The sequence below is a fragment of the Bacillus sp. FJAT-22090 genome (genome assembly GCF_001278755.1).
GTDB lineage: Bacteria > Bacillota > Bacilli > Bacillales_A > Planococcaceae > Psychrobacillus.
This window is the reverse complement of the sequence record NZ_CP012601.1, coordinates 440,718-452,831: the sequence shown is the minus strand read 5'-3', so window position 1 is coordinate 452,831 and position 12,114 is coordinate 440,718. Positions and strand designations below refer to the sequence as shown.

10 protein-coding genes are annotated in these 12,114 nt (G+C 38.2%); 4 read left to right on the top strand and 6 right to left on the bottom strand.

The genetic code is table 11. From position 1 onward, the window contains the following. Window positions 1-53: 53 nt before the first annotated feature. Window positions 54-1,847 (bottom strand): N-tau-methylurocanate hydratase, encoded by a 1,794-nt coding sequence (hutU, locus tag AM499_RS02325; protein ID WP_053588684.1) that lies wholly within the window; start codon window positions 1,845-1,847, stop codon window positions 54-56. A 356-nt stretch (window positions 1,848-2,203) separates the two neighbouring features. Here hutU (AM499_RS02325) and AM499_RS02320 point away from each other — a divergent pair, with 356 nt between their 5' ends. Continuing rightward, window positions 2,204-3,913, top strand: a complete 1,710-nt coding sequence (locus AM499_RS02320) for a sigma-54 interaction domain-containing protein (RefSeq protein ID WP_053588683.1) — start codon at window positions 2,204-2,206, stop codon at window positions 3,911-3,913. Window positions 3,914-4,020: 107 nt separating this feature from the next. On the opposite strand, the gene hutU (AM499_RS02315) is transcribed toward AM499_RS02320, so the two are convergent. After that, window positions 4,021-5,745 carry an N-tau-methylurocanate hydratase gene (hutU, locus tag AM499_RS02315; protein WP_053588682.1) on the bottom strand — a complete coding sequence of 575 codons (1,725 nt, stop codon included), beginning with the start codon at window positions 5,743-5,745 and terminating at the stop codon, window positions 4,021-4,023. A gap of 394 nt (window positions 5,746-6,139) precedes the next feature. Between hutU (AM499_RS02315) and AM499_RS02310 the strand changes: the two genes are divergently transcribed. Beyond that, window positions 6,140-6,652 (top strand): GNAT family N-acetyltransferase, encoded by a 513-nt coding sequence (locus AM499_RS02310; protein ID WP_231687517.1) that lies wholly within the window; start codon window positions 6,140-6,142, stop codon window positions 6,650-6,652. A 506-nt stretch (window positions 6,653-7,158) separates the two neighbouring features. On the opposite strand, the gene AM499_RS02305 is transcribed toward AM499_RS02310, so the two are convergent. From AM499_RS02305 to AM499_RS02285, 4 genes are read right to left on the bottom strand one after another with little or no spacing between them, the layout of a single operon-like run. Further along, window positions 7,159-8,235, bottom strand: coding sequence for an NAD(P)H-dependent flavin oxidoreductase (locus tag AM499_RS02305; RefSeq protein ID WP_053588681.1), 1,077 nt, complete (start codon window positions 8,233-8,235; stop codon window positions 7,159-7,161). A 4-nt stretch (window positions 8,236-8,239) separates the two neighbouring features. Then, complete coding sequence (locus AM499_RS22300) at window positions 8,240-9,244, bottom strand: GrpB family protein (protein ID WP_082355152.1); 1,005 nt, start codon at window positions 9,242-9,244, stop codon at window positions 8,240-8,242. Further along, window positions 9,237-9,800 (bottom strand): ribonuclease FAU-1 family protein, encoded by a 564-nt coding sequence (locus AM499_RS02290; protein ID WP_053588680.1) that lies wholly within the window; start codon window positions 9,798-9,800, stop codon window positions 9,237-9,239. Before AM499_RS02290 ends, AM499_RS22300 begins: the two co-directional genes overlap by 8 nt. Window positions 9,801-9,815: 15 nt before the next feature. Then, complete coding sequence (locus tag AM499_RS02285; protein ID WP_053588679.1) at window positions 9,816-10,046, bottom strand: hypothetical protein; 231 nt, start codon at window positions 10,044-10,046, stop codon at window positions 9,816-9,818. Between the two features lie 142 nt (window positions 10,047-10,188). On the opposite strand from AM499_RS02285, the gene AM499_RS02280 reads away from it, so the two are divergent. After that, window positions 10,189-10,701, top strand: coding sequence for a GNAT family N-acetyltransferase (locus tag AM499_RS02280; protein ID WP_053592066.1), 513 nt, complete (start codon window positions 10,189-10,191; stop codon window positions 10,699-10,701). A gap of 203 nt (window positions 10,702-10,904) precedes the next feature. Then, complete coding sequence (locus tag AM499_RS02275) at window positions 10,905-12,044, top strand: MFS transporter (RefSeq protein ID WP_053588678.1); 1,140 nt, start codon at window positions 10,905-10,907, stop codon at window positions 12,042-12,044. The last annotated feature ends 70 nt before the right edge of the window (window positions 12,045-12,114 follow it).

The window sequence follows — 12,114 nt, the reverse complement described above, 5'->3', positions numbered from 1 at the left end:
AAAAGAAGGGTAGATATCCTATGTCTAGATATCTACTACCTTTTTTCATTTCCTTATGCCTTAACTTCCTTTTTCACATCTTTAGGTCCAAATGTAGCTTCACGCTTCCACCATAATGGGATCTTGATGCTCTCCTCTGTTAATTTTCCTTTTCCGTTCGCTACGTCCTGTGCAATTTCATAGCCCGCCTGTGCGTGACGAACAACCCCTATGCCTGAGTCTACGGTCATCGCCACCTCGAGTCTCATATCCGATTCTGCCGTTCCGTCCGCAACCATCGTCACGCCTGTATGAACTGCCTCCCCCATTGAATAGTTCGCTTGGATCGCGATGAGGTCACACTCCGCAACCATCGTCACGCCTGTATGAACTGCCTCCCCCATTGAATAGTTCGCTTGGATCGCGATGAGGTCACACATGCCTACTGCGTTTAAAAGTCCGTTCAACATCGGCCAGTCAGAGATCAAGTCACTGCCGTCTTTCATGTTTTCTGATTCGAATGTCGGGTTCACGATCGAACCAGAATCCAGGTTGTCACGGGAGAATGCCACAGGTCCTGCTAGTTCTCCGCGACGGATCATGTCGTTCACTTCTAATGCGAAGGCCTTGCGTTGACCGAAGCCCATGTAACAAATACGCGCAGGTAGCGCTTCGATCGGGATATGTTTCTTCGCGAGCTTGATCCAACGTGTCACCAGGTGGTCGTCACTGAATTTCTCGAGGATCATGTCGTCAATCTTGCGTAAGTCCTCTGCCTCACCCGATAGGCAAACCCATCGGAATGGTCCTCGTCCCTCACAGAACAGCGGGCGGATATATTCTGCCACGAAGCCCGGTAGTCGCTTCGCCTCTTTTTCGTCCATTCCAGCATCGATGCATTCTTTGCGGTGGCTTGTTCCGTATTCGAATGAATGGACACCCAAATCCATGAATTTGATAAGCGCCTTCAATTCACGGACCATTGTCTCACGTGCTTTTTCCAGGTAAAGTTCACGGTTGGAATCACGTAACTCTTCCGCTTGTTCCACGGTATAACCAGCTGGTAAGTAAGAGATTGGGTCATGCCCTGGGGTCATGGAAGTAGATATGTCTGGTAGCCATCCTTTTTCAAGCACTTCCTCAAAAATATCAGCCGCATTTCCTACGACTGCGATGCCAAGCGGTTTCCCAGCAGCCGCATATTCCTTCGCCTTCGCAATCGCCTCGTCCAGCGATCCCGCAACCTCATCGATGAAGCCTTTGTCGATACGACGTTGAATGATTTCGATGTTCGAGTCACAAAGGATGGCAACACCCCCATGCATCGTCATCGCACGTGTTTGATTCCCGCCCATCCCTCCTGCTCCTGCAGTAAGTAGAATTTTTCCAACGAGTGAATCATTGTAATGCAGGCGTGCAATCGCCGAAAGTGTTTCAAATGTTCCTTGGATAACCCCTTGGGTACCGATATACTCCCAAGGCGCCGCTGTATAGTTCGCATAGATCGTTAGGTTTTTATCTTGTAGATCGTAGAATGTCGGCCAATCTGCTTTCATGATGTTCGTCGTTGCCATCACCACGGTCGGGGCATACTTATGTGTCTTGAAGATCGCCACCGGCATCCCAGATTGCACGACCAATGTCTCATCATCCTCTAACTCTTTTAAGGATTTCACGATGGCATGATAGGATTCCCAGTTGCGTGCAGCTTTCCCGATTCCCCCATAGATGACCAGCTCTTCTGGTTTTTCTGCGTTTTCCATGTTATTTTCAAGCATACGTAGGATGGATTCCTGTCTCCATCCTTTACAACGTAACTCAGGTCCTCTTTGTGCTTTCACGGAATATAAGATTTCAGGTGTTGTCATTACTATTTCCTCCTAAATTATAAAATTGTTTTCTACACATTTTTATAATGCAAGAGCCGTGCCAATTTTCTAAATCTTTTTGAAACTATTTTAAAATTCCGTAAATTCATTTGATTTTATAAGTCTATTTTTGTTATCACCGAAATTTTGATAGATAGAGAGATGCCAAAATCATTCAAAACACTGCAGATATTTTTTTACTTCCAATTAAATAATTTTATTTATTTATCAAAACATATAGAGAGAGTTGAGTTTTATTAGGTGCAGATAAATTTTACATGCAGACTCTTCTAAATAGTCAGAAGAATTATGTTATACTATTGATAATTTTATTTATGGAAGGGAGTAAAACTACCATGACTGTAGCATCTATCGGATCAATTATTCGAAGTTTTGTAGATGGAGTGATTGCACTAAACGAGAATCATGATATTCTTTGGTATGACTTAGATATGGACTTTCCTATTAAGATCTCAAATGGAATGGCTATTAGTAGTTTTATTGACTGTGATTACAACCAGTTTAACAACAATGAATCATTTACTCTTCAATTAGATGGAAGAAAGTTATCAGTAGATGTGAAAGTTTTTTCTTCCGATTGTTCTATTATTTTTTTATGCCTAAAATATTCGGAAAGCGATATAACTTATATAGAGGAAAGATTGTTTTGCTTAGAAAAAATTATTGAAGCTCTTGATGAAGGAGTTATGATGAGTAATTCAGAAGGAGAAATTACTTTGTATAATGATGCTCAAGAGAAAATGGAAGGTTTATCTAGCAAGGATATAATAGGTAAACATTTATGGTCTGTCTATAATTACAATCCGCAATACTCGGAACATCGACATACATTTAAAACAGGAAAACCTATCTATTCTAGATATCGGGCACATTCAAAAATTAATGGTATACCTAAATACGTTAACTATAGTACATTTCCTATCCAAAAAGACGGGAAAACCATTTCAGTATTTTCTATCAGCACGAATGAATCAAAATTGAAAGACCGACTGCACGAAACAATCGAACTAAAAAGACAAGCAAATGTTTCAAGCGAAGATAAAGTCCATTCTAAGAATGGCACTATTTTTACATTTAATGATATTAAGGGAAAAAGCCTTCCTCTATTAGAACTTATAAAAGAAGCTCAAAATGTTTCTATACATAATGCGGATACATTAATTGTAGGCGAGACTGGTACTGGAAAAGAGTTATTTGCGCAAAGTATGCATAACCATAGTCCGCGGGCAAATAAACCATTCGTTGCAATAAATTGTGCTGCAATCCCAGAAAATTTACTCGAAAGTACGTTATTTGGAACAGTAAAAGGTGCATTTACAGGTGCTACAGACCAAATGGGATTATTTGAATATGCACAAGATGGCACCTTATTTTTAGATGAAATTAACTCGATGCCCATTACTTTGCAAACAAAATTAATGCGTGTCCTACAAGAAAGGCTAGTTCGTAAAGTAGGCTCTAACGAAGTTGCACCTGTAAAATGTACTATTATAAGTGCGTGTAACGAAGATCCCGAAAAACTTATTGCAGAAAATAGGATGCGACTAGATTTATTTTATCGAATTGCACATACAAGTTTATACATTCCACCACTTAGAGATCGAATTGAAGATGTACATTTTTTTATAAATTATTTTTTAGATACTTATCAAGCAAAATTATCAAAAACAGTTCCACCACTTTCCGATTGGTTACGAAAAAGTCTTCTTCATTATACTTGGCCAGGAAATATTAGAGAATTAGAACATTTGATTGAAAACATCATTATTCGAGTTCCAGAAAACGGTGAAACTATTGATATTGAGCACCTTCCATCTTATATGCGTGGAAAAATAATGATGTATTCCAATACTTCCTATAATCAGCGAGAGGACACTCAAAGACCTCTTAAAAAAATCTTTAATAGTACGGAAAGACAATTAATCGAAACAACATTAGTACAATCAAATTGGAATGTATCTAGAGCTGCAAAAAAACTTGGCATTACACGCCAAAGTCTACAGTATCATATTAAAAAGCATGATCTTGAAAAACCTACTATTTAAATGAAGGGATAAATATCATACAGGATTTTACGTATCTATTTGCCATTGCAATGGTCACAAATGCGCATCAAAAAACAGAACGGCTTAATGCCGTTCTGTTTTGTATTTTATTTCACTCTAGCTTCTTCTTTCTTTATATCTTTAGGTCCAAATGTCGCTTCACGCTTCCACCATAATGGGATCTTGATGCTCTCCTCTGTTAATTTTCCTTTTCCGTTCGCTACGTCCTGTGCAATTTCATAACCCGCCTGTGCGTGACGAACAACCCCTATGCCTGAGTCTACGGTCATCGCCACCTCGAGTCTCATATCCGATTCTGCTGTTCCATCCGCAACCATCGTCACGCCTGTATGAACTGCCTCCCCCATTGAATAGTTCGCTTGGATCGCGATGAGGTCACACATGCCTACTGCGTTTAAAAGTCCGTTCAACATCGGCCAGTCAGAGATCAAGTCACTGCCGTCTTTCATGTTTTCTGATTCGAATGTCGGGTTCACGATCGAACCAGAATCCAGGTTGTCACGGGAGAATGCCACAGGTCCTGCTAGTTCTCCGCGACGGATCATGTCGTTCACTTCTAATGCGAAGGCCTTGCGTTGACCGAAGCCCATGTAACAAATACGCGCAGGTAGCGCTTCGATCGGGATATGTTTCTTCGCGAGCTTGATCCAACGTGTCACCAGGTGGTCGTCACTGAATTTCTCGAGGATCATGTCGTCAATCTTGCGTAAGTCCTCTGCCTCACCCGATAGGCAAACCCATCGGAATGGTCCTCGTCCCTCACAGAACAGCGGGCGGATATATTCTGCCACGAAGCCCGGTAGTCGCTTCGCCTCTTTTTCGTCCATTCCAGCATCGATGCATTCTTTGCGGTGGCTTGTTCCGTATTCGAATGAATGGACACCCAAATCCATGAATTTGATAAGCGCCTTCAATTCACGGACCATTGTCTCACGTGCTTTTTCCAGGTAAAGTTCACGGTTGGAATCACGTAACTCTTCCGCTTGTTCCACGGTATAACCAGCTGGTAAGTAAGAGATTGGGTCATGCCCTGGGGTCATGGAAGTAGATATGTCTGGTAGCCATCCTTTTTCAAGCACTTCCTCAAAAATATCAGCCGCATTTCCTACGACTGCGATGCCAAGCGGTTTCCCAGCAGCCGCATATTCCTTCGCCTTCGCAATCGCCTCGTCCAGCGATCCCGCAACCTCATCGATGAAGCCTTTGTCGATACGACGTTGAATGATTTCGATGTTCGAGTCACAAAGGATGGCAACACCCCCATGCATCGTCATCGCACGTGTTTGATTCCCGCCCATCCCTCCTGCTCCTGCAGTAAGTAGAATTTTTCCAACGAGTGAATCATTGTAATGCAGGCGTGCAATCGCCGAAAGTGTTTCAAATGTTCCTTGGATAACCCCTTGGGTACCGATATACTCCCAAGGCGCCGCTGTATAGTTCGCATAGATCGTTAGGTTTTTATCTTGTAGATCGTAGAATGTCGGCCAATCTGCTTTCATGATGTTCGTCGTTGCCATCACCACGGTCGGGGCATACTTATGTGTCTTGAAGATCGCCACCGGCATCCCAGATTGCACGACCAATGTCTCATCATCCTCTAACTCTTTTAAGGATTTCACGATGGCATGATAGGATTCCCAGTTGCGTGCAGCTTTCCCGATTCCCCCATAGATGACCAGCTCTTCTGGTTTTTCTGCGTTTTCCATGTTATTTTCAAGCATACGTAGGATGGATTCCTGTCTCCATCCTTTACAACGTAACTCAGGTCCTCTTTGTGCTTTCACGGAATATAAGATTTCAGGTGTTGTCATTATTAATTCCTCCTAATAATAAAATTTTGTTGATACACTTTTAATAATGCAAGTGTCGTGCCAACATACGATTTTATTAGAAAAAATTAAGTTATATATTGCTATTGATTTCAGTGGGAAAAGCGTATCTATGTGAGAGACTGCAAGAGCTAACAAAGAGCATGTTTTAATAGAGCCTCAGAATAAGAAACTTGTAATTTAATCAATCTTGTACACATTCACAAATTCCGATTAGTTTATTTTTAGTTAAATGAGATATCAGAATTTCATTTCTTTAAAAAAAAGCAGATAATATTTGCGAAGTGAAAAAAAATGCAGATAATATTTTCTATAAAAGGCAAACAGGACATGATAACATATTTATAGATTGATAACAGTGAAAAGGAGTGGGGATTTGAAGATTGTAATGGAAACTGCTCGATTGTATTTATGCGTATTTGAAGAAGAACATATAGAGTCTGCAAAACATTTTTGGGGCAATCAAGAAGTGATGGCATTATGTGATGGACCTACCCCACATGAACTATTGTCTCAAGTGATCGCAGGTTATCGTAAATGTCATGAAGTCCTCGGGTTATCCGTTTACGCTGTAATAGTAAAAGAGACGAATGAGGTTATTGGTTCTGCAGGGTTTAATATAACTGGCTCCATGAAAGAAGTTGAATTAATTTATCATTTCATTCAATCATCTTGGGGAAAAGGTTTTGCATCTGAAGCTGCTAAGGCTTGCTTAGAATTAGCTAAAAGTCACACAAATATTCAAAAGGTTACAGCATCAGCGAGTCCAGAGAATAAAGGTTCACTCAAAATACTAGAAAAGATTGGTTTTACTTATAAAGGCATGAAATGGTTTGATGATACGCAACAAGATGAGCCTTATTATGAATACATTATTGTATCAAACTAGAAAATGGGGCTGTCTTGAAAGTCATAAAAAATGACTTTTAGGGGCAGCCTCTTTCTTCGTAGCTTCTAATAAAATGACGATTATTTCCGTTCCAGGGGCACGCTTTCCGCGAACGAACGCCGAGCCTCCTCAGGCCAACACGATGTTGGTCATGAAGGCGTTGAGGCCCACAGGATGTGGGTCATGCAATCGTTGCCGCAAAAGTTCTTTTGCGACGAGCTTTGCGCAGGAGCAGGACGCGGCGAACTTAGATTGCCTTCCGTTTGAAGAGGCGGCCTTAGCCTTCCTTCCTCTCTAGCGCTATGTACGGGGTCTCGGACTATCTCGCTTTCCCGCAGGAGTCTCCGCCTTTCACTCCAATCAATTACTTCTCTCAATCTAAAATATAATAAAATAGGATCTTTTTATGAAAAAAGTATACAAAAAAACCGCCAAATTTCTTATAATGTAAGTCGTTTTTCTCCATTTGCATTATTTTAGGGAATTATTGGACAGCCCCTTTGTTTTTACATGTTTATATTTATTCCTTTTGCTTCTTTTATGATCCGCTGTATTAATGCTTCCGCTGTCTCCGTTCTAGCAAGTAAGGGGCTTTGACCAGACCAAAGAGACATAAATTCTTTATTATGTTGATCAGAAGATGTCTTTCGAATCGATTGTGTCAATGTATTTTGTATAGGAAAAATTGGAATATCAGTTTCATTTTTGTGCATTTCTATTATAAATTTATTTTTAATCCCTCTTGCCCATTTACCTGAAAAAGCATTAGTTAACGTTATATCTTCATCTTTTGCTTCGAGTATTGCTTCTTTATGTATTGGTTGAGCACCACTTTCCTCACAGGTTAAAAACGCAGTACCCATTTGGACAGCACATGCACCTAAGCTTAAAGAAGCCATTAGTCCTCTACCATCCATAATTCCCCCAGCAGCTATAACAGGTATCTTTACACGATCTACTACTTGAGGAATCAAAGACATTAGGCCAATCAAGCTTTCTTCGTGAGCATTTAAAAAGTTACCTCTATGACCTCCTGCTTCACTTCCTTGTACAACGACAGCATTCATTCCTAGTTCCTCAATTGCCATTGCTTCCTTAACTGTTGTTGCCGTACCGATAGAGATAATGTTTAGTTTCCTTAATTCATTTAATACTTCTTTGGATGGAACACCGAAAGTAAAGGAACAAATAGGAACTTTTTCCTCCATAATAATTTGTATTTGTTCCATAAATGTCTGTTTGGTATTCTCTATACTTGGAAGAAGTATATTTTCATCTTGAATGTTTAATTCCACTTTGTATTTGCTTAGTAATTGATTGGTTTTCTTTATCTTCGCTTCATCAATCTCAAAAAAGTTTGGAACAAATAAATTTACTCCATAGCATTCTGATGTTAACTGCTTTACCTCTTTGATTTGCTCTTTTAATTTAGATGGAGTTAAATATCCGGCTCCAATCATTCCAAGCGCTCCACTATTAGAAACAGCTGCCACTAATCTCGAAGTAGTTATCCCTCCAGCCATTGGTGCTTGAATAATAGGATGCTCTATCTTTATTAACCTAGTAATTTCATTTTTCAACATCAACTCAACTCCAATCTTTTTTAACTACAAACTTAGGGTAATGGTTTACATCCATCCCTAAACTTTCAGTTCTTAACCATTCCATTGCTTTTAGTACGAGTGGTGAAGCATTTTCAGCATTAATTTCATTTTCAGCAACCCACACAGCTCCAAATGAGTCTTGTCCTTCAAATTGTTCAGGTTCCACTATATCACCACCCACTTGCTTAACTAAATAAAACACTGCAATATGGTGTACATCTGTCGCACCTCTCCAGTCCGCAGAAATCATGAAATCAGTAGTGCCTATAGCTTTAATAATTTCGATTTCTAAACCTGTTTCTTCTAAAAATTCTCTTTTTAAAGCTAGTACTAAACTCTCTCTTTCTTCTAAATTCCCTCCAGGAAGATCAAAGCGGTTAATGTAAGGACCACCATTTTTATTGATAACAAGCAGTTTTTCTTGTTGCACGCATATACCATATACACCAAATGCGCGATGAAAATTCCTTTTGATGATGCCTTTTGACCATTCCATTGCTTTTTGTTGAATTTCCAATGCTAATTTTTCTTTTCCTTTAATATACGAATCCATATTATATGGAAATTGTTTTGCTAACATATTCTTTAATTCCCCATATTCATGGGCAACTTGTGGATGAACTCTTAAGTAATCTCTAAATACAAGGTGTCGTTTAATTTCTGTATTACCCGTTTCATACATATGCACATGGTGTGATCGATTATCGCCACCTTTTTGAAAATATCTACGTCCTGGGAGACCATTCTCTCCTTTTGGAATATATCCAAGTTTAATCATTGCTTCGTTATATGTATCAATTGTAGATATATCACTAACTACCGGCATCATATCTATTATTGGTTTTGCTTGAAGTCCTCTAACAGAGGTGCTCCCAATATGATGGATCTCCAGAATGTCTGAACCAAATATTTCTTTTATTTTTCTTGCTTCATCCTCAAAAAGTTCCTTCCATTGATCAGAATAAGGCAAAACTTCTACTTTACGCATTTACATCCCTCACAGTATGAAGCTGTTTTTCTAACTGTTCCTTATGGATTTTTGAATATTTAAGCAACTCAAATTTATCTTCCTTTAGTAATGATGTAATTCTATTGGCTTCGTTCCATGCTAAATTATACATATCCCGATCAATGAGATTATTTGAAAGAGCATCTTCCAGTTCGTCTTCATCTTGAAGAATTATCTCTCCACTAGGCAAAATAATAATATCTAGAAATAAATCATCCCACCAAGGAATATTATTTTCTGTTCCTATATCATGGCATATATCTATATACCATTGTACAATTTCATCATTCGCATTAAACATCGTAGTAATGGAGTAATTATTTCCTATTGGGAAATGTTGCATCCAACTATACCCATCATCTACAATACAAATGCTTTTGTCTGCATAGTTCACCCATAAAGGCTCCGTAACTTGAACAAGATTTAATAATGTTAAAACTCCAGTAAACTCTTTAGTATTCAAATAGTATTGTGCATACTTTCTTTTCACAATTCGCTTCCATTCCGAACGATTCCCATATCTCCTTTTTATCATATCTATTCCCCTTTATTATTTTCTCTCATTTCCTCTTTTAAAATTGCCAGTGAGTTTCGCTAATATTAATTGTTCTTCTTTTTCGTCTTTGGCATCATTCATTTTTTCTAAAAATCTCTCAGCATCTTTTCCTTTTAATATTTTTACACGTTTCCCATGAAACTCAAGAAAAACAATATGATCCTTTGTAATATGATAACTAAAAGGATTAGCATCTAAACGTTTTCTCTTGTCTATGTTATCCATTTCATAGCCTCCAACAATATACATATTATTAAGGTTCTATTTAAAGAAGGTAAATCCTTTTTTCTTAATAAATTAAACCATTGTACTTTTGGGATATATGATGTTAAATAAAATAAGAATGGAAAAAGGTGGGGGAACAGGAATGAATATAAAAACAGAAAGACTTCATATACGCAACTTTAAAATAAGTGATTGGAAGGCAGTGCACGAGTATACTTCCGATCCAGTTGTTATGAAATACATACCAGAGGGAGTTTTTACTGAAGAGGATGCAAAGTGCTTTGTACATAAAAATATTGGCGGGGACGCTCATATGTTTCCTGTTGTATTGTCAGATAAAGAAGAATTAATTGGGCACATTTCCTTTCAACAATATTTTGGTGATCATACCTATGAGATTGGTTGGGTGTTTAATCCTAAATATTATAATAAAGGGTATGCTTCGGAAGCTGCTCTTTCCATATTAAAATATGCTTTTGAAGAAATGAAATTACACAGAATCATTGCTACTTGCCAACCTCAAAATCCACCCTCTTACCGAGTTATGGAAAAGATCGGTATGAGAAGAGAAGGGTATTTTAAGAAATGTATTCCTCATGATAATGAGTGGTGGGACGAGTATTATTACGCTATATTAGCAGAGGAATGGAAATAATTATCAACCGATAAGTTAGGAAGACTTGCGGGAGATGCACAACATCCTTTACTTAAACTTTCAAAAAGTACGTATCTATCTTTCAGTCTATAAAAGATAATTAAAAATACAGTTTTCGCTTGTTCACTTTAAAATCAGTTACAATATTCAAGGATATTAGTTAATACAGAATTATTTAGCTTTACAGTTGAAGGAGAATTGATTTGAAAGTTCAAGTTTTATTAAAAGGGTATAATTTTTTATTTTTTGGTTTACTTGCATTATTTATCCCTTTTTTACCTGTCTATTTGGAGGATAAAGGTTTATCAGCTAGCGAAATTGGTTTAGTTATTGGAACGGGCGGATTTGTAACATTAATTGCACAACCTCTATGGGGATTCATTAGTGATAAGACAAAAACTATACGTAAAGTGATGCTAATACTTGTTAGTCTAACAACAATTTTTGGATACTTCTTATTTAACGTGGATAGTTTTGTGTTACTTGTAATGTTTGCTTTGTTAGTATACTTCGCACTCATGCCATTGGATCCTCTGACGGAAAGCCTTAACTTTACCGTTTCCGAAATGGCTCGAGTCAGCTATGGATCAATTCGAACATATGGAGCGTTGGGATATGCGATTTTGTCTTTAATTGTCGGGTTTTCAATGGACTATTTCGGTATGAACAGCGCTTCTATATTGTTTGCAATATTAGGATTGATATCATTTGCAATCGTTTGGTTCATGCCGGATGTCCAAGCCTCCACAAAGCCTGTTACTATGGAAGGACTGAAACAAGTATTAAAGAATAAAGAAATGCTTCTATTTTTAGTGATGGTTTTCATAAGTTCAATACCAGCACGTATGAATGATACATTTCTAGGTCTACATCTGCGGGCACTTGGAGGGGATACTTCATTAATTGGAATTGCCTTCTTTATAGCAGCAACAAGTGAAATAGTTATATTTGCTTTAAGTTTTTGGTGGCTTCGAAAGGGCAAAGAGTTAGAAATTATTACGATGGCAACATTTTTCTACTTTTTACGTTTTATCCTCGCTGCTTTCATTTTAAGTCCCCTTGCTTTAACATTATTGCAAGTACTACAGATGTTTACATTCCCTATTTTTTATACTGCTGCGATTCAATATTTATATCAAATTATGCCAAAAGAATGGCGTGCTACTGGACAAACCGTACTTGCGCTCTTATTCTTCGGTTTATCTAGTATAATTGCATCTTATGCTGGTGGTTACATATATAAAGAATTTGGTGGACATACTTTTTATTTCATTATTTCCATTATGTCATTCATTGGAGTTTTATTCGGTGTTTTATTGACAATTCGGAAACATAGAAACTAGATGAATAGCAAATAGCTATCTTTGGTCTGACCCAATAAGTAGACTAAGTAGTAGCTTCCATGACCTGAGT

Bases quoted from the DNA above. Each gene is read 5' to 3' on its own strand.
- AM499_RS02285 (WP_053588679.1), bottom strand. From the start codon at position 10,046: ATGGATAACATAGACAAGAGAAAACGTTTAGATGCTAATCCTTTTAGT.
- AM499_RS02280 (WP_053592066.1), top strand. From the start codon at position 10,189: ATGAATATAAAAACAGAAAGACTTCATATACGCAACTTTAAAATAAGT.
- AM499_RS02320 (WP_053588683.1), top strand. From the start codon at position 2,204: ATGACTGTAGCATCTATCGGATCAATTATTCGAAGTTTTGTAGATGGA.
- AM499_RS02290 (WP_053588680.1), bottom strand. From the start codon at position 9,800: ATGATAAAAAGGAGATATGGGAATCGTTCGGAATGGAAGCGAATTGTG.
- hutU (WP_053588682.1), bottom strand. From the start codon at position 5,745: ATGACAACACCTGAAATCTTATATTCCGTGAAAGCACAAAGAGGACCT.
- AM499_RS02305 (WP_053588681.1), bottom strand. From the start codon at position 8,235: ATGTTGAAAAATGAAATTACTAGGTTAATAAAGATAGAGCATCCTATT.
- AM499_RS22300 (WP_082355152.1), bottom strand. From the start codon at position 9,244: ATGCGTAAAGTAGAAGTTTTGCCTTATTCTGATCAATGGAAGGAACTT.
- hutU (WP_053588684.1), bottom strand. From the start codon at position 1,847: ATGACAACACCTGAAATCTTATATTCCGTGAAAGCACAAAGAGGACCT.